Source organism: Pseudomonas sp. GW821-FHT04C07, assembly GCF_059420325.1.
Genome location: NZ_JBWKTM010000001.1, coordinates 585,825 through 602,751, shown reverse-complemented (window position 1 = coordinate 602,751; position 16,927 = coordinate 585,825). Strand labels below are relative to the sequence as shown.

17 protein-coding genes are annotated in these 16,927 nt (G+C 57.4%); 10 read left to right on the top strand and 7 right to left on the bottom strand.

The window, feature by feature from the left end; all coding sequences use genetic code 11:
* Window positions 1-134: 134 nt before the first annotated feature.
* The 10 genes from atpE (at window position 135) to glmS (ending at window position 10,128) form a co-directional block, all read left to right on the top strand.
* Complete coding sequence (atpE, locus tag AC07UI_RS02885) at window positions 135-392, top strand: F0F1 ATP synthase subunit C (protein WP_019694395.1); 258 nt, start codon at window positions 135-137, stop codon at window positions 390-392.
* 58 nt (window positions 393-450) lie between these two features.
* Window positions 451-921, top strand: coding sequence for a F0F1 ATP synthase subunit B (locus AC07UI_RS02880; RefSeq protein ID WP_494991040.1), 471 nt, complete (start codon window positions 451-453; stop codon window positions 919-921).
* Window positions 922-933: 12 nt separating this feature from the next.
* The gene (locus tag AC07UI_RS02875; protein ID WP_494991039.1) at window positions 934-1,470 is read left to right on the top strand and encodes a F0F1 ATP synthase subunit delta; all 537 of its coding nucleotides are present in this window, start codon (window positions 934-936) and stop codon (window positions 1,468-1,470) included.
* Window positions 1,471-1,491: 21 nt separating this feature from the next.
* Window positions 1,492-3,036: a F0F1 ATP synthase subunit alpha gene (gene atpA, locus AC07UI_RS02870; protein ID WP_494991038.1), complete on the top strand. Its 1,545-nt coding sequence runs from the start codon at window positions 1,492-1,494 to the stop codon at window positions 3,034-3,036.
* Between the two features lie 50 nt (window positions 3,037-3,086).
* Window positions 3,087-3,947, top strand: coding sequence for a F0F1 ATP synthase subunit gamma (atpG, locus tag AC07UI_RS02865; RefSeq protein WP_494991037.1), 861 nt, complete (start codon window positions 3,087-3,089; stop codon window positions 3,945-3,947).
* Between the two features lie 27 nt (window positions 3,948-3,974).
* A complete protein-coding gene (gene atpD, locus AC07UI_RS02860; RefSeq protein ID WP_494991036.1) occupies window positions 3,975-5,351 on the top strand; it encodes a F0F1 ATP synthase subunit beta in 1,377 nt (458 codons plus the stop codon).
* A 44-nt stretch (window positions 5,352-5,395) separates the two neighbouring features.
* Complete coding sequence (locus tag AC07UI_RS02855; RefSeq protein ID WP_494991035.1) at window positions 5,396-5,821, top strand: F0F1 ATP synthase subunit epsilon; 426 nt, start codon at window positions 5,396-5,398, stop codon at window positions 5,819-5,821.
* Window positions 5,822-5,935: 114 nt separating this feature from the next.
* Complete coding sequence (glmU, locus tag AC07UI_RS02850; RefSeq protein ID WP_494991034.1) at window positions 5,936-7,303, top strand: bifunctional UDP-N-acetylglucosamine diphosphorylase/glucosamine-1-phosphate N-acetyltransferase GlmU; 1,368 nt, start codon at window positions 5,936-5,938, stop codon at window positions 7,301-7,303.
* A 214-nt stretch (window positions 7,304-7,517) separates the two neighbouring features.
* A complete protein-coding gene (locus tag AC07UI_RS02845) occupies window positions 7,518-8,294 on the top strand; it encodes a DeoR/GlpR family DNA-binding transcription regulator (RefSeq protein ID WP_494991033.1) in 777 nt (258 codons plus the stop codon).
* A gap of 1 nt (window position 8,295) precedes the next feature.
* On the top strand, window positions 8,296-10,128 hold the full coding sequence (gene glmS / locus AC07UI_RS02840; RefSeq protein WP_494991032.1) for a glutamine--fructose-6-phosphate transaminase (isomerizing): 1,833 nt from the start codon (window positions 8,296-8,298) through the stop codon (window positions 10,126-10,128).
* A gap of 302 nt (window positions 10,129-10,430) precedes the next feature.
* On the opposite strand, the gene AC07UI_RS02835 is transcribed toward glmS, so the two are convergent.
* From AC07UI_RS02835 to AC07UI_RS02805, 7 genes are all read right to left on the bottom strand, one after another.
* Window positions 10,431-11,237 (bottom strand): sulfite exporter TauE/SafE family protein, encoded by an 807-nt coding sequence (locus tag AC07UI_RS02835; protein WP_494991031.1) that lies wholly within the window; start codon window positions 11,235-11,237, stop codon window positions 10,431-10,433.
* Window positions 11,238-11,246: 9 nt separating this feature from the next.
* Window positions 11,247-12,833 (bottom strand): bifunctional protein tyrosine phosphatase family protein/NAD(P)/FAD-dependent oxidoreductase, encoded by a 1,587-nt coding sequence (locus AC07UI_RS02830; RefSeq protein ID WP_494991030.1) that lies wholly within the window; start codon window positions 12,831-12,833, stop codon window positions 11,247-11,249.
* A 59-nt stretch (window positions 12,834-12,892) separates the two neighbouring features.
* A complete protein-coding gene (locus AC07UI_RS02825) occupies window positions 12,893-13,756 on the bottom strand; it encodes an MBL fold metallo-hydrolase (RefSeq protein WP_494991029.1) in 864 nt (287 codons plus the stop codon).
* An 88-nt stretch (window positions 13,757-13,844) separates the two neighbouring features.
* Window positions 13,845-14,603 carry an amino acid ABC transporter ATP-binding protein gene (locus AC07UI_RS02820; RefSeq protein WP_494991028.1) on the bottom strand — a complete coding sequence of 253 codons (759 nt, stop codon included), beginning with the start codon at window positions 14,601-14,603 and terminating at the stop codon, window positions 13,845-13,847.
* 4 nt (window positions 14,604-14,607) lie between these two features.
* On the bottom strand, window positions 14,608-15,297 hold the full coding sequence (locus AC07UI_RS02815; RefSeq protein ID WP_494991027.1) for an amino acid ABC transporter permease: 690 nt from the start codon (window positions 15,295-15,297) through the stop codon (window positions 14,608-14,610).
* 2 nt (window positions 15,298-15,299) lie between these two features.
* Window positions 15,300-15,995: an amino acid ABC transporter permease gene (locus AC07UI_RS02810; RefSeq protein ID WP_494991026.1), complete on the bottom strand. Its 696-nt coding sequence runs from the start codon at window positions 15,993-15,995 to the stop codon at window positions 15,300-15,302.
* Window positions 15,996-16,037: 42 nt separating this feature from the next.
* Window positions 16,038-16,883 (bottom strand): ABC transporter substrate-binding protein, encoded by an 846-nt coding sequence (locus AC07UI_RS02805; RefSeq protein WP_494991025.1) that lies wholly within the window; start codon window positions 16,881-16,883, stop codon window positions 16,038-16,040.
* Window positions 16,884-16,927: the final 44 nt, after the last annotated feature.

Here is a 16,927-nt window from a genome sequence, read left to right as displayed (position 1 = left end):
ACCCGCCTGGCGAGTCTGATGACCCTCTCGTTTTGGCGCGAGGGTGCCCATTGGGGCTGATGTATCAAACGATTTTGTTTTACCGCTTTAATCTAAAAAACCTAAACCATACGACGTAAAAGTCGGGAGGAAAGATGGAAACTGTAGTTGGTCTAACCGCTATCGCTGTTGCACTGTTGATCGGCCTGGGCGCACTGGGTACCGCAATTGGTTTCGGCCTGTTGGGCGGCAAGTTCCTGGAAGGCGCAGCGCGTCAGCCAGAAATGGTTCCAATGCTGCAAGTTAAAATGTTCATCGTTGCCGGTCTGCTCGACGCCGTAACCATGATCGGCGTTGGTATCGCTCTGTTCTTCACCTTCGCGAACCCTTTCGTTGGTCAACTCGCTCACTAATTACTCGGTTTTTCGAGTTGAGCAAGTGTGATGGACAACGAACGAGCGAGGTGTTGGCGTGAACATTAATGCAACCCTGATTGGCCAGTCCGTTGCGTTCTTCATTTTTGTACTGTTTTGCATGAAGTTCGTGTGGCCTCCGGTCATCGCGGCTTTGCACGAACGTCAGAAGAAGATCGCGGATGGACTGGACGCTGCCGCCCGAGCAGCTCGCGACCTGGAATTGGCCCAAGATAAAGTGGGTCAACAACTGCGCGAAGCAAAAGCTCAGGCAGCCGAAATCATTGAGCAAGCCAAGAAACGCGGTAATCAGATCGTCGATGAGGCTGTTGATAAAGCCCGTGTCGATGCTGAACGTGTGAAGGTTCAGGCTCAGGCCGAGATCGAGCAGGAACTGAATGGTGTCAAAGACGCGCTGCGTGCCCAACTGGGTGCTCTGGCCGTTGGCGGTGCCGAGAAGATCCTGGGTGCCACAATCGATCAAAACGCGCACGCGGAGCTGGTTAACAAACTGGCTGCTGAAATTTAAGCGAGGGCGATCATGGCAGAACTGACCACGTTGGCCCGACCTTACGCTAAGGCAGCCTTCGAGCACGCCCAGGCCCACCAGCAGCTGGCCTCTTGGTCAGCCATGCTCGGCCTGGCTGCAGCAGTGTCGCAAGACGACACCATGCAGCGCGTGCTCAAGGCCCCGCGACTGACGAGCGCAGACAAGGCCACCACGTTTATTGACGTGTGTGGCGAGAAGTTTGATGTGAAGGTACAGAACTTCATTCACGTTGCAGCCGAGAACGACCGTCTTCAGCTTTTGCCGGAGATCGCCGCTCTGTTTGACCTGTACAAGGCCGAACAAGAGAAATCGGTAGACGTGGAAGTCACCAGTGCTTTTGCATTGAACCAAGAACAGCAAGACAAACTCGCCAAGGTTCTCAGTGCACGACTCGACCGGGAAGTGCGCCTGCAAGTTGCGGAGGATTCCACCCTTATCGGTGGTGTCATCATTCGCGCCGGCGACCTGGTTATCGATGGCTCGATTCGCGGCAAACTCGCGAACCTTGCCGAAGCATTGAAATCTTGAGTTTGAAGGGGCAGCAGAGCAATGCAGCAACTCAATCCTTCCGAAATAAGTGAAATTATCAAGGGCCGCATCGACAAGCTCGATGTGACCTCCCAAGCCCGTAACGAAGGCACTGTCGTCAGCGTATCTGACGGTATCGTGCGGATTCACGGTCTGGCCGACGTCATGTACGGCGAGATGATCGAGTTTCCGGGCGGCGTCTTCGGTATGGCCCTCAACCTGGAGCAAGACTCTGTAGGCGCCGTTGTATTGGGCTCTTACCAGTCTCTGGCTGAAGGCATGAGCGCCAAGTGCACTGGCCGCATCCTCGAAGTTCCAGTTGGTAAGGAACTGCTGGGTCGCGTAGTCGACGCACTGGGTAACCCAGTTGACGGCAAAGGTCCGCTGAACAACACCGAGACCGATGCGGTCGAGAAAGTTGCACCAGGCGTGATCTGGCGTAAGTCGGTAGACCAGCCTGTACAGACTGGCTACAAGGCTGTCGATGCCATGATCCCTGTCGGCCGTGGCCAGCGTGAGCTGATCATCGGTGACCGTCAGATCGGTAAAACCGCTCTGGCGATCGACGCGATCATCAACCAGAAAAACAGCGGCATCTTTTGCGTCTACGTAGCAATCGGTCAGAAACAATCGACCATCGCTAACGTGGTTCGCAAGCTGGAAGAAAACGGCGCCCTGGCAAACACCATCATCGTGGCTGCCAGTGCTTCCGAATCTCCTGCGCTGCAATTCCTGGCACCGTACTCCGGTTGCACCATGGGCGAATACTTCCGCGACCGCGGTGAAGACGCGCTGATCGTTTATGACGATCTCTCCAAGCAAGCAGTGGCCTACCGCCAGATTTCCCTGCTGCTGCGCCGTCCACCAGGCCGTGAAGCTTACCCAGGCGACGTGTTCTATCTCCACTCCCGTCTGCTGGAGCGTGCATCCCGCGTTTCGGAAGAGTACGTAGAGAAGTTCACCAACGGTGCCGTGACTGGCAAGACCGGTTCTTTGACCGCTCTGCCAATCATTGAAACCCAGGCTGGCGACGTTTCCGCGTTCGTTCCGACCAACGTGATTTCCATCACCGACGGTCAGATCTTCCTGGAATCGGCCATGTTCAACTCCGGGATCCGTCCGGCTGTGAACGCCGGTGTTTCGGTATCCCGTGTGGGTGGTGCCGCTCAGACCAAGATCATCAAGAAGCTTTCCGGTGGTATCCGTACCGCTCTGGCTCAGTACCGTGAACTGGCTGCATTTGCTCAGTTCGCTTCTGACCTGGACGAAGCCACTCGCAAGCAGCTTGAGCATGGTCAGCGCGTTACCGAGCTGATGAAGCAGAAGCAATATGCGCCGATGTCCATCGCCGACATGTCGTTGTCCCTGTATGCCGCTGAACGTGGCTTCCTGGTTGACGTCGAGATTCAAAAAATCGGTAGCTTCGAGCAGGCCATGATTGCTTACTTCAACCGCGATCACGCCGATTTGATGGCGAAGATCAACGTGAAGGGTGACTTCAATGACGAAATCGACGCTGGCCTCAAAGCCGGTATCGAAAAGTTCAAGGCCACCCAAACCTGGTAAGCCGCAGCGGGGGCCGAGAGGCTCCCGCTTGCTAACCTGATAGGTGTTACATGGCAGGCGCAAAAGAGATTCGCAGTAAGATTGCGAGCATCAAAAGCACGCAAAAGATCACCAGCGCCATGGAAAAAGTGGCGGTCAGCAAAATGCGCAAGGCACAAATGCGCATGGCTGCTAGCCGTCCTTACGCGGAGCGCATCCGCCAGGTTATTGGTCATCTGGCCAACGCCAACCCGGAATATCGCCACCCGTTCATGATCGACCGCGAAACCAAGCGCGTCGGTTATGTCGTAGTGAGCAGTGACCGTGGTTTGTGCGGTGGTTTGAATACCAACCTGTTCAAGGCTTTGATCAAGGACATGGCGGTAAACCGCGAACGCGGCGTAGAGATCGATCTGTGCGTGGTCGGCAGCAAAGGTGCGGCATTTTTCCGCAACTTCGGCGGTAACGTAGTCGCTGCTATCAGCCACCTGGGTGAAGAGCCGTCGATCAATGATCTGATCGGCAGCGTCAAGGTGATGCTGGATGCCTACCTGGACGGCCGTATTGACCGCCTGTCCGTGGTATCCAACAAGTTCATCAACACCATGACGCAACAGCCTACCGTGGAGCAGTTGATTCCATTGGTGGCGACCCCGGAAAAAGAACTCAAGCATCACTGGGACTACCTCTACGAACCAGACGCCAAAGAGCTGCTTGACGGCTTGATGGTGCGCTACGTGGAGTCGCAGGTGTACCAGGCGGTGGTCGAGAACAACGCAGCTGAACAAGCAGCGCGGATGATCGCGATGAAGAACGCTACCGACAACGCCGGTGATTTGATCAGCGATTTGCAGCTGATCTACAACAAGGCGCGTCAGGCTGCGATCACCCAAGAGATCTCGGAAATCGTCGGCGGCGCTGCCGCGGTTTAACGGTTCAAATATTCAGAGGATCCAGCTATGAGTAGCGGACGTATCGTTCAAATCATCGGCGCCGTTATCGACGTGGAATTTCCACGCGACAGCGTACCGAGCATCTACAACGCGCTGAAAGTACAAGGCGCGGAAACTACCCTGGAAGTTCAGCAACAGCTGGGCGACGGCGTAGTTCGTACCATTGCGATGGGTTCCACCGAAGGCTTGAAGCGCGGTCTGGGCGTTATCGACTCCGGCGCAGCCATCTCCGTACCGGTCGGTAAAGCGACTCTGGGCCGGATCATGGACGTTCTGGGCAACCCGATCGACGAAGCAGGCCCGATTGACACCGAAGAGCGCTGGGGCATTCACCGTCCTGCGCCATCCTTCGCTGAACAAGCTGGCGGCAACGACCTGCTGGAAACCGGTATCAAGGTTATCGACCTGGTTTGCCCGTTCGCCAAGGGTGGTAAAGTCGGTCTGTTCGGTGGTGCCGGTGTAGGCAAAACCGTAAACATGATGGAACTGATCCGTAACATCGCCATCGAGCACAGCGGTTATTCCGTGTTCGCCGGTGTGGGTGAGCGTACCCGTGAGGGTAACGACTTCTACCACGAGATGAAGGATTCCAACGTTCTGGACAAAGTTGCACTGGTTTACGGTCAGATGAACGAGCCGCCGGGTAACCGTCTGCGCGTAGCACTGACTGGCCTGACCATGGCCGAGAAGTTCCGTGACGAAGGTAACGACGTACTGTTGTTCGTCGACAACATCTATCGTTACACCCTGGCTGGTACTGAAGTATCCGCACTGCTGGGCCGTATGCCTTCGGCAGTAGGTTACCAGCCGACCCTGGCTGAAGAGATGGGCGTTCTGCAAGAACGTATCACTTCGACCAAGGAAGGTTCGATCACTTCGATCCAGGCGGTATACGTACCGGCGGATGACTTGACCGACCCGTCGCCAGCGACCACCTTCGCCCACTTGGACGCCACCGTCGTACTGTCCCGTGACATCGCTTCCCTGGGTATCTACCCAGCGGTCGATCCACTGGACTCGACTTCGCGCCAGCTGGACCCGATGGTTATCGGCCAGGAACACTACGACACCGCTCGCGGCGTACAGTATGTGTTGCAGCGCTACAAAGAGCTGAAGGACATCATTGCGATCCTGGGTATGGACGAGCTGTCGGAAGCCGACAAACAGTTGGTAAACCGTGCTCGTAAGATCCAGCGCTTCTTGTCGCAGCCGTTCTTCGTGGCTGAAGTCTTCACCGGTGCTTCGGGTAAATACGTTTCCCTGAAAGACACCATTGCTGGCTTCAAAGGCATCCTCAACGGTGACTACGACCACCTGCCAGAACAAGCGTTCTACATGGTCGGCAGCATCGAAGAAGCGATCGAGAAAGCCAAAAAACTGTAATCCCGGCGCCCGGCAACGGGCGCTAATCAGGTTGAGGCAAGCAGATGGCTATGACAGTCCATTGCGATATCGTCAGCGCGGAAGGAGAAATCTTTTCCGGTCTGGTCGAGATGGTGATCGCGCACGGCAGCCTGGGTGATCTTGGTATCGCTCTAGGTCACGCTCCGCTGATCACTGAACTGAAGCCGGGTCCGATCCGCCTGATCAAACAGGGTGGGGAAGCCGAGGTGTTTTACATCTCCGGTGGTTACCTCGAGGTTCAGCCGAACATGGTCAAGGTTCTTGCCGACACTGTGCAACGTGCTGCCGACCTGGACGAAGCCTCCGCTCAGGAAGCCGTCAAGGCTGCCGAGAAGGCCCTGCATGAAAGAGGCGCGGAGTTCGATTACGGTTCTGCTGCCGCTCGTCTGGCCGAGGCTGCAGCTCAGCTGCGCACCGTCCAGCAGATCCGCAAGAAGTTCGGCGGCTAAGCCATCAGCTTTTTGTGTGATTGATTAAAAAGGGTAGCCTCGGCTACCCTTTTTCTTTTTGTGCAATTCACTTTCTGGTCACAGCCGCTGACCACCCAGGATTGGTAGCCAGTCATGTCTCTCGAAATCGTTATTCTCGCTGCCGGTCAAGGCACTCGCATGCGTTCGGCACTGCCGAAAGTTCTCCACCCGGTCGCGGGCAATTCCATGCTTGGTCATGTTATCCACAGCGCCCGGCAACTTGATCCACAGCGCATCCACGTAGTCATCGGCCATGGTGCCGATGTGGTGCGCGAACGTTTCGCCGCAGACGATCTGAATTTCGTCTTGCAGGACAAGCAGCTCGGCACGGGTCACGCCGTCGCTCAGGCTTTGCCGTTTCTGACGGCTGAAAATGTGCTGATCCTTTACGGTGATGTGCCACTGATTGAAGTTGAGACGCTCCAGCGTCTGCTGAAGAAAGCCAGCCCTGAACAACTCGGACTGTTGACCGTAACCCTGGCAGACCCGACCGGTTACGGCCGGATCGTCCGCGATGCCGAGGGTAACGTCACTGCCATTGTCGAACACAAGGATGCCTCTGACGCCGAGAAGGCCATTTGCGAAGGCAACACCGGGATTCTCGCGGTGCCTGGCGCGCGTTTGGCTGATTGGCTGGGCCGCTTGTCGAACAACAACGTCCAGGGCGAGTACTACCTGACCGATGTGATCGAAATGGCGGTCAACGATGGTCTGGTCGTCGCCACCGAGCAACCCCATGACGCCATGGAAGTGCAGGGCGCCAACGATCGCAAGCAACTCGCTGAGCTGGAACGCCACTACCAATTGCGTGAAGGTCGTCGCTTGATGGCGCTGGGCGTGACGTTGCGTGATCCGGCGCGCCTTGATGTGCGTGGCGAAGTCAGTGTCGGTCGTGATGTGCTGATCGACATCAACGTGATTCTCGAAGGTCGGGTGGTCATCGAAGATGATGTGGTCATCGGTCCGAACTGCGTGATCAAAGACAGCACCCTGCGCAAAGGTGCGGTAATCAAGGCCAATAGTCATATCGAAGGTGCAGTCATGGGCGAGGGCAGTGATGCCGGCCCGTTTGCTCGACTGCGTCCGGGGACTGTGCTGGAAGCCCGCGCCCATGTGGGTAACTTTGTAGAGCTGAAGAATGCCCACCTGGGCGAAGGCGCGAAGGCTGGTCATTTGACCTATCTGGGCGACGCAGAGATCGGCGCGCGCACCAATATTGGCGCTGGCACCATCACGTGCAACTATGACGGCGCTAACAAGTTCAAGACGATACTGGGCGAAGACGTATTCATCGGCTCCAACAACTCGTTGGTGGCGCCTGTGGATATCTCATCTGGAGCGACCACGGCGGCGGGTTCGACCATTACTTCTGACGTGGGTGTCGAACAGTTGGCAGTCGGCCGCGCTCGTCAGCGCAATATCGATGGCTGGAAACGGCCGGTGAAAATCAAGAAGAGCTGAGTTATCCACAGAGCGTTTCCGATTCGGCGTCTGTGGCGCTCATCAGATAGCTATCGCGGGCAAGCCTCGCTCCTACAGACGTTATCATTTGTAGGAGCGAGACTTGCCCGCGATGCTTTTATCCACAGATCTTTTTCATTCCGCCCGCTTGACGATTTTCTTCAGATAGGTTTTGATTGCCTTCGCTATCTTTCGAAACGAAACTTATAAGCCCATGTCGAAACGAAATACACCACAACGTCGTCATAACATTCTCGCTTTGCTCAATGAGCAGGGCGAAGTCAGTGTGGATGAGTTGGCCAAACGTTTCGAAACCTCTGAAGTCACGATTCGCAAGGATCTGGCTGCCCTGGAGAGCAATGGTCTGTTGTTGCGCCGCTATGGTGGCGCGATCACCATGCCGCAAGAGTTGGTCAGCGAGATCGGCCAGCCCGTCTCGAAGTTCAAGCAATCCATTGCACGCGCCGCCGTTACGCGGATTCGCGAACACGCGCGGATCATTATCGACAGCGGCAGCACTACCGCCGCGATGATCCCGGAACTCGGCCAACAGCCAGGTCTGGTGGTCATGACCAACTCCCTGCATGTTGCCAATGCCTTGAGCGAGTTGGAGCACGAACCCGTGCTGTTGATGACCGGCGGAACCTGGGACCCGCATTCAGAGTCTTTCCAGGGGCAGGTCGCCGAGCAGGTACTACGCTCTTATGATTTCGACCAGCTGTTTATCGGTGCCGATGGCATTGATCTGATTCGTGGCACCACCACTTTCAACGAACTGCTTGGCCTCAGCCGGGTGATGGCGGAAGTGGCCCGTGAAGTGATCGTAATGGTCGAGGCCGACAAGATCGGCCGCAAAATCCCCAACCTGGAGCTGCCATGGAGCAGCGTCCATACCCTTATTACTGATGATCGTTTGCCACTCGAGGCACGCGAACAGATTCAGGCCCGCGGCATTAACTTGATTTGCGCGGCAGTCAGCCAGGAGAAATAGCATGTGTGGAATTGTTGGCGCGGTCGCTGAACGGAATATCACCGCCATTTTGCTCGAAGGCCTCAAGCGCCTGGAATACCGCGGTTATGACAGCGCGGGCGTGGCGGTTTTCAGTAATGCCGGCAAGCTTGAGCGCGTTCGCCGCCCGGGCAAGGTCAGCGAGTTGGAGCAAGCCCTGGCCGGTGAGCCGCTAACAGGTCGGCTCGGTATCGCTCATACTCGCTGGGCAACTCACGGCGCACCGTGCGAGCGCAATGCCCACCCGCATTTCTCCGGTGATCTGGCGGTGGTGCACAACGGCATCATCGAGAACCATGAAGCTCTGCGCGAGCAATTGAAAGCGCTGGATTATGTGTTCACTTCGGAGACCGATACCGAAGTCATCGCCCACCTGCTGGACCACAAACTCAAACACCATAGTGACCTCACCGTGGCACTCAAAGCCACTGTCAAAGAACTGCACGGCGCTTATGGCCTGGCGGTTGTCAGCGCCCGCCAACCTGATCGCCTGGTAGCGGCACGTAGTGGCAGCCCGTTGGTGATCGGCCTGGGGCTGGGCGAAAACTTCCTGGCTTCCGATCAATTGGCGTTGCGGCAGGTCACCGACCGTTTCATGTACCTGGAAGAGGGCGACATCGCTGAGATCCATCGCGATAGCGTGCAGATCTGGGACGTCAACGGTCAGTCGGTCGAACGCGAAGCCGTGCAATATCGCGATGGCGCCGAAGCGGCCGAAAAGGGCGCGTTCCGCCACTTCATGCTCAAGGAAATCCACGAACAGCCGTCTGTGGTGCAACGTACGCTGGAAGGTCGTCTCAGCCAGAATCAGGTAATGGTCCAGGCATTCGGTCAGCAGGCTGCAGAGCTGTTTGCGAAGGTCCGTAACGTGCAGATCGTCGCCTGCGGTACCAGCTATCACGCCGGTATGGTTGCCCGTTACTGGCTGGAAGAGCTGGCCGGGATTCCGTGCCAGGTCGAAGTCGCCAGCGAGTTCCGCTACCGCAAAGTAGTGGTGCAACCGGATACTCTGTTCGTGACTATCTCGCAGTCCGGTGAAACTGCCGACACCCTGGCGGCGCTGCGTAATGCCAAGGAGCTGGGCTTCCTCGCCAGCCTGGCGATCTGCAACGTTGGGATCAGTTCACTGGTGCGTGAGTCCGATCTGACCCTGCTGACCCAGGCTGGTCGCGAAATCGGCGTGGCCTCGACCAAAGCCTTCACCACTCAGCTGGTCGGGCTGTTGCTGCTGACCCTGTCCCTGGGCCAGGTACGTGGCACGTTAGCAGATGGTATGGAAGCCAAGCTGGTTGAAGAGCTGCGTCGCTTACCGACTCGCTTGGGTGAAGCCCTGGCGATGGACAGCACGGTCGAGAAAATTGCCGAGCTGTTCGCCGACAAACACCACACCCTGTTCCTCGGCCGTGGCGCGCAATACCCTGTGGCGATGGAGGGTGCGCTCAAGCTCAAGGAAATCTCTTACATTCACGCTGAAGCTTATCCGGCCGGTGAGCTGAAGCACGGCCCATTGGCGCTGGTCGACAACGACATGCCGGTGGTCACCGTGGCGCCGAACAACGAGCTGTTGGAGAAACTCAAATCCAACCTGCAGGAAGTTCGCGCCCGTGGCGGCGAGTTGATCGTCTTTGCTGACGAACAGGCCGGCATGACCAATGGCGAAGGTACTCACGTTATCAACATGCCACACATCCACGACATTCTGTCGCCGATCCTCTACACCATCCCGCTGCAACTGCTGTCGTACTACGTCGCGGTGCTCAAAGGCACGGACGTTGACCAGCCACGCAACCTGGCGAAATCTGTAACGGTGGAGTGAGTTATCCACAGCCAGCGGTCTGTCTGACACAAGACAACATAGTTAGACACAATGCCTAAACCCCCCCGATTTTCGGGGGGTTCTGCTTGTTTAGAGAGCCGTTTGTCCGTTTTCCTCATCCCGCTTTCGTCTGGTTGCCGTGTACAGACTTTGGTTCTCCGAGCCAGGCGTAGTAGTCGCTGGGGGGCATTCAATGTCAGGCAATGCCGCCGGATGGAATACCCGCAGCCATCTGGCAGATGAAGACGTAATTCAGCCGCACTCCCTGGAAAAGTAAGCAGCGGCCATCCTGATTATGTTTTCTACATCCAGGTTTTGAGCATCAGGTAGCCAGCAACCACAACGCACACCGCAGAAAAACCGAGTTGTATGGCTTTGGCGGGAATCCTGGGGGAGATGATTCTTCCCAACAGCATCCCGCCGACACTGGTGGCTATAAAAACCCCACCTGTAGCCGTTATGTGGGCACCTGCGTGAATAGCACCCGTCACCGCAGTGGCTGAGATCAGGGCAATGGTCATGAGCGAGGTAGCCACGATGCCATGCATTCTGATGTCTGAAAATTGTTGAAATGCAGGCACGATCAGGAACCCTCCACCCACACCGAGCATCCCCGTTAACAGCCCTGAGAGCGAGCCGACGAGGGCTAAGGTGGTTGAGCATTTCAGTGTCCAGCGTAGGCGGCCGGTCTCAGGGTTGAGCATGCAGTTTTTGTGTTGCCAACGCTGCTCAGTGTCTGCGGTTTCAGCCTTACTGCCGCGCGTCTGTCGAATCATGCGTATCGCCACAACGACCATCACCATGCTGAACAGGGAGATCAGTACAGTGTTGGGCAGCGAATGGGCAATGTGCACGCCCAGGGGCGAGAACACGGCGCCCAACAGCGCCATCACCAGGGCTGCACGATAACGTACCAGCCCTTTCCTGAGTCCATCCATGGCCCCTAACGTCGCCGCAGCGCTGACGGCAAACAGCGCCACAGGGGCTGCCGCCGTCATGGACCAGCCCAAGCCGATCACCAGTGCGGGTACGGCCAGAATGCCGCCACCGGCACCGGTAAGGCCAAGAATGATGCCAATGACTGTCCCGAACATTGCACTAAGTAGCATGCTGGACCCTCACTCAGCCTTGGAGAGACTGGTCAGCCACTCACGCCCCTTGAGCATGCCGTTCCAGTAAAACCAGGGCAGGAATCTGGCTTTCAGGAACCATGCGCACTGCCGGGCTACAGTCGGGTCCAGGGGGAACGATGGCAGCAATTTCCCGCCGTAGCCGAACTCTGCGAGCACCACCTTGCCTTTTTCGACCGTGAGCGGGCACGACCCGTAGCCGTCGTAGCGCAGCAACATAGGTTGATGGCGGCGCAACGCCAGGAGGTTCTTGGCCACTACGACGATTTGCTTGCGGGCTGCGGCAGCGGTTTTGGCGTTGCTGGTGGAGCAGATATCGCCAAGCGCAAATACGTCCGGATAGCGGCTGTGTTGCAGCGTCGCCGGATCTACCTCGCACCAGCCTGCTGAGTCCGCCAAGGGGCTGCTGCGAATGAAGTCGGGGGATACCTGTGGCGGGACCACATGGAGCATGTCGAATTTTTTGGCGCACTGAGTGGGCTTGCCGAGCTCGTCCAGGCTTTCGAACCAGGCTGTTTTGGCCGGGCCGTCGACTTTGACCAGATTCGAGCCGAATTTCAGCTGCGCTTGATACTTCTCGATGTACTTCATCAGTGGCGGGACAAAGGCCGCCACGCCGAACAGCGTTGCGCCAGCGAGATTGAACTCGACATCCATGTCCTGCAGCACGCCTGATTTTTGCCAATGATCGCAGGAAAGGTACAGGGCCTTTTGCGGGGCGCCGGCACATTTGATCGGCATGGCTGGCTGGGAAAAGAGGGCTGTACCGCGGCGTAACCCCTTCACCAGCTGCCAGGTGTAGGCGCATAGGTCATAGCGGTAGTTGGACGTCACCCCATTCTTGCCCAGGGTTTCTTCCAGCCCTTCGATTTTTTCCCAGGCAAGCCTCAACCCCGGGCAGACGATGAGGTTTTGATAAGCGACGCTTTTACCGTCGCTCAGCGACAGGCGCTTGCTGTCTGGCAGGACCTCGACCACAGCAGCCTTGATCCAGGTTGCGCCACGCGCAATGACCTGCGACATGGGTCTGACGGTCTTGCGCACGTCATACGCCCCCCCGCCAACCAGCGTCCAGGCCGGTTGGTAGTAGTGCTTGTCACTGGGCTCAATGAGCGTGATCTGCAGATCGGGAGCGCGCTTGAGCAGGCTTGCCACGACCCCGATGCCCGCCGATCCTCCACCAATGACCACGATGTCGGCGCTGATATCGGCGTGACTTGTGGCGACTTCGCTGAGAGCGGCGCTCGCCGACGCTTGTTGGTAGAGCTGGGTTGAGCGATTACCGGTACGACAAAACGCCAAAACGGGTGCAGGTAGAGTACCCAACAGTTGGCCGAACTGCTGGATTTCACGGTCGCTGATGTTATTGGGCTGGACCGGGAGATAGGCAAAGTCCAGGCCCAGCCGTTTGGCTTCGGCTTGAATGGCTGCACTGGCAGGTTGATCCACGCCACCTTCATGATCCGGTCGGTTACAGATGATTGAGCTAAACCCTAGCCTGGCCGCTTCGTTGAGATCTTCCGGGGCTATTTGACCGGTTGTTGCAAAATCTTTGCTATGAGTGGTGACTTGCATGCCATTTAGACTCTTAAAGAGGTTATCCATGTCGCGCTGCCTGAATTCAATAAAAGGATTCAGAACACATTGAGCGGAATCTTCAGGTAGCTGATGCCATTGGCCTTCGCCACGGGGCTCTCCCCGGCCCGCATGTTGATCTGCACTGACGGCAGCAGCAGCCTGGGCTGATTCAGGGTTTTGTCGCGCGCAGTGCGCAAGGCAACGAATTCAACTTCGCCGATGCCTTGGCCGACATGGATGTTGTGCACGCGCTCCTCGTCCACCGTGGTCTGGTGACGGTAGACGTCGCGGCTGGGGGATTTGTAATCGTGGCACATGAACAGGCGGGTGCTACCTGGCAGCTCGAACAGCCGGCCAATCGAACGGTACAACTGATGTGCGTCGCCACCGGGAAAGTCGCAGCGGGCCGTGCCGCAGTCGGGCATGAACAGGGTGTCGCCGACGAAAGCCGCATCTTCGATCAGATAGGTCACGCAAGCCGGAGTATGGCCGGGGGTGTGCAGTACGCGGACGGCCAGCTCACCGATGTGGAATGTTTCGCTGTCGGCGAACAGGCGGTCGAACTGACTGCCGTCTGCCTTGAATCCGTCTTCGGCGTCGAACAGCCTGGCGAAGGTGCTCTGTACCTGAGGAATACGATCGCCAACGCCGATCTGTCCGCCCAGTTGCCCCTGCAGATAGCGGGCAGCCGAAAGGTGGTCGGCATGCACGTGGGTTTCCAGAATCCACTCAAGCACAAGCCCGTTGGTGCGCACCTGTTCGATCAGGCGGTCGGCACTGGCGTACGAGATGCGGGCGGCGGCGGCATCGTAGTCGAGCACCGGGTCGATGATCGCACAGCGGCGGGTCTTCGGGTCGCTGATCAGGTAGCTGTAGGTGCAGCTATCCGGGTCGAAGACAGGTTCAATGTCAAACTGCATAGTCACTTTTCCACGCTCGGATCGTCTGGGTCAGTACTGCCGGCAACGCACAGCAGCGCGGCGGTTGAGCCGCACTGCTGTACTCCATTCAAGACGCCAGCGACATACCGCCCCCGGCCAATGGCGAGCGAATATCGGACAGGAAGCGCTGCGCACGCGGGTGCTCTGGATGCTGGAAAAATGTCTCGGGTGTCGCGCGTTCGAGCACCTTGCCCTGATCCATGAAGATCACTCGATCGGCCACTTCGCGGGCGAAGCCCATCTCGTGAGTGACGCAGACCATGGTCATACCTTCCTTAGCCAAACCTTTCATCGCTTGCAGCACCTCGCCGACCATTTCCGGATCCAGCGCGGAGGTGGGCTCATCGAACAGCATCACCGGCGGGTTCATCGCCAGTGCCCTGGCAATGGCCACGCGCTGTTGCTGACCGCCCGAGAGCTCACCGGGATAAGCGCCGGCCTTGTGGGCCAGGCCGACGCGCTCCAGCAGGCTCATGGCCAGGTCGTCCGCTTCCTTGGCGGGCAGCTTGCGCAAGCGGCGCGGTGCCAGGGTGCAGTTTTGCAACACGGTGAGGTGTGGAAACAGATTGAACTGCTGGAACACGAAGCCGATCCGGCTACGCAGTGCGTTGACACTGACGGAGCGCTCATAGATGTCCACGCCGTCGATGAAAATGTTGCCACTCTGGATGGCTTCCAGCCGGTTGAGGGTGCGAATCATCGTCGACTTGCCTGAACCAGACGGGCCACAGACCACGACCACTTCACCTTTGGCCACGGTTTCGTTGATGTCAGCCAGAGCATGGTAGCTGCCGTACCACTTGTTGACGTTTTCTAGTTTGATCATGGGATTAAACCTTTGCAGAACGGACGGCGAGATGCTTTTCCAGCCAGAAGGCGAAGCGCGACAGGCTGAAGCACATGACGAAGTAAGTGAGGCCGAGTAGTGCATAGATCTCGACCGGTTTGGTCGGCAGCTGAGCGCTGATCTGCGATGCGACGAACGACACTTCGGAGAGGCTGATGATGTAGCCCAGCGAGGTCTCCTTGATAGTGGAGACGAACTGATTCACCAGGGAGGGCAGCATGTTGCGAAAGGCCTGGGGCAGTATCACCAACAGCATCGAGGCCAGGTACGAGAAGCCCAGTGAGCGAGCGCTTTCCATTTGCCCGCGCGGCAATCCAAGAATCCCGGCGCGGATGATTTCGGCGAGGTAGACCCCATCGAAAATCACCAAGGCTGCAAGCATGGTGCCGAATTGATCGGTGCGTTGACCGGTAATAGTCGGCAGGAGGAAATAGGCCCAGAAGATCACCATCAACAACGGGGTGCCACGTAGTACATGCACCAACCCAGTGACCGGCACGCGTAAAAACGCGAACGGACTGATGCGACAAAGTGCGAGCAGCACCCCGACTGGAAAGGCCAGTACCAGTGCCAATGCCGCCAGAATCAGGGTCATCAACAAGCCACCCAAAGGGCCGTTCGGATACTGGCCGATCAGGTAGTACAGCCCATAGGTTTGGATGATATCGAGCATCGTCAGGCACTCCGTACGGGATAGCGTTGCTGGTACCAGCTGGACAGCAGGGTGATGGCGATCGAGACGCTGACATAACCGGCGGTGGTTACGGCGAACGACTCAAACCCCCGGAAGGTGGCGCTTTCCACCTGCTGGGCCTGATACATCATTTCAGCGACGCCGATCACCATGGCGATGCTGGTGTTCTTCCACAGGTTCAGCGTCTGGCTGATCAGCGGTGGCACCGTCATCCGCAACGACTGCGGGAGGATCACCAGGCGCATGGTGCTGATAAAGCCAAAACCGAGAGTGCGGCCCGCCTCCATTTGCTCCTTGGGAATGGAACGCAAGCCGCTGCGGATGTCCTCGGCCATATAGGCCGCGGTATAGAGCACCAAGGCGATGACCGCACTGACCGCCTCAATGTTGTGCTGGTAAATCCAGGACTTGATGGGGGCCGGCAGCAGCTCCGGTGCGCCGAAATACCAGAACAGCATGTGCGCCAGCAGCGGCACGTTGCGGATCGCTTCCACGTAGGTGATCGCGATGCCTCGTAACGGGGCGTAGGGGGCGAGTCGCAAGACGGCCAGAAAGATAGCCAGAGGCAGCGCGATGACCAAGGTAATCAGGGCGAGTTGGATGGACAGCAGGAAGCCACTGACAAGCCATTCCTGATACTGCCCGGACAGCACGATCGACAAATCAAACGTATTCATAAATGGGCCCGTGGCCCGGCCGAAGGCCGGGCCTTCAACAAGTCAGTTGATGTTGTCGGTTTCGATCTTGAACGACCGGCTGGCGAACTTCATGTTGGAGTCCGGACCAAACCATTTTATGAACAGCTTGTCGGCCGCGCCGGAAGACTCCAGATCACGCAGAGTCTTGTTCACCTGCTCCTGGAAGGCGGGCTCGCCTTTCTTCAGGCCCAACGCCAAGTGCTCGGTCGACAAGCTCTGCGGGAGGATCCGATAGTCTTTTGCCGCATCACCGAGCTTGGCGAAATTACCGGCTAATGAAGTCTCGTCGTTGGCGTAAGCCACACCCTTGCCCTGTTGCAGAGCGAGCAAGGCCTGAGGATTGGTGTCGAACGAAACGATCTGGGCGGTGGGGATCTTCGATCTGACGCTCTGCTCCATCGTGGTGCCTTTGATCGTCAGTATCTTCTTGCCTGCCAGCTGGTCAAGTTGATCAATGCCACTGTCAGCCTTGACCATCACCTTCTGACCGGTGATGAAGGTCGAGAGCGAGAAGTTGATCAATGCCTCACGCTCCTTGCTATGGGTCAAGGAGGCGGTCAGGAGGTCGACACGGCCCTGCTGCAGCTCGGGTATGCGTGCTGTGTTCGCCAATTGCTTCACCACCGGCTTGACACCGATACTCGCGGCGATGGCAGTGCAAAGATCCACGTCGTAACCCACGATTTCGCGAGTTGCCGGGTTCTTCATGAAGCTGAACGGCTCGTCGGTGCCGAGCACGCCACAGACCAACTCCCCCTTTGCCTTGATATCGCTGAGTTGGTCGGCTGACGCCGAGACACTTGTTGCAAGCGCCAGGGCCAGTACTGCAGTTTTCCAGTGGGCTTTGACTACGCGGTTTGTTTGCATTTTCTTGACCTTATTATTGTGAAAAAGCATTCCAGTTTTAGTCA

Bases quoted from the DNA above. Each gene is read 5' to 3' on its own strand.
- atpE (WP_019694395.1), top strand. From the start codon at position 135: ATGGAAACTGTAGTTGGTCTAACCGCTATCGCTGTTGCACTGTTGATC.
- AC07UI_RS02875 (WP_494991039.1), top strand. From the start codon at position 934: ATGGCAGAACTGACCACGTTGGCCCGACCTTACGCTAAGGCAGCCTTC.
- atpA (WP_494991038.1), top strand. From the start codon at position 1,492: ATGCAGCAACTCAATCCTTCCGAAATAAGTGAAATTATCAAGGGCCGC.
- atpG (WP_494991037.1), top strand. From the start codon at position 3,087: ATGGCAGGCGCAAAAGAGATTCGCAGTAAGATTGCGAGCATCAAAAGC.
- atpD (WP_494991036.1), top strand. From the start codon at position 3,975: ATGAGTAGCGGACGTATCGTTCAAATCATCGGCGCCGTTATCGACGTG.
- AC07UI_RS02855 (WP_494991035.1), top strand. From the start codon at position 5,396: ATGGCTATGACAGTCCATTGCGATATCGTCAGCGCGGAAGGAGAAATC.
- glmU (WP_494991034.1), top strand. From the start codon at position 5,936: ATGTCTCTCGAAATCGTTATTCTCGCTGCCGGTCAAGGCACTCGCATG.
- AC07UI_RS02845 (WP_494991033.1), top strand. From the start codon at position 7,518: ATGTCGAAACGAAATACACCACAACGTCGTCATAACATTCTCGCTTTG.
- glmS (WP_494991032.1), top strand. From the start codon at position 8,296: ATGTGTGGAATTGTTGGCGCGGTCGCTGAACGGAATATCACCGCCATT.
- AC07UI_RS02835 (WP_494991031.1), bottom strand. From the start codon at position 11,237: ATGCTACTTAGTGCAATGTTCGGGACAGTCATTGGCATCATTCTTGGC.
- AC07UI_RS02830 (WP_494991030.1), bottom strand. From the start codon at position 12,833: ATGCAAGTCACCACTCATAGCAAAGATTTTGCAACAACCGGTCAAATA.
- AC07UI_RS02825 (WP_494991029.1), bottom strand. From the start codon at position 13,756: ATGCAGTTTGACATTGAACCTGTCTTCGACCCGGATAGCTGCACCTAC.
- AC07UI_RS02820 (WP_494991028.1), bottom strand. From the start codon at position 14,603: ATGATCAAACTAGAAAACGTCAACAAGTGGTACGGCAGCTACCATGCT.
- AC07UI_RS02815 (WP_494991027.1), bottom strand. From the start codon at position 15,297: ATGCTCGATATCATCCAAACCTATGGGCTGTACTACCTGATCGGCCAG.
- AC07UI_RS02810 (WP_494991026.1), bottom strand. From the start codon at position 15,995: ATGAATACGTTTGATTTGTCGATCGTGCTGTCCGGGCAGTATCAGGAA.
- AC07UI_RS02805 (WP_494991025.1), bottom strand. From the start codon at position 16,883: ATGCAAACAAACCGCGTAGTCAAAGCCCACTGGAAAACTGCAGTACTG.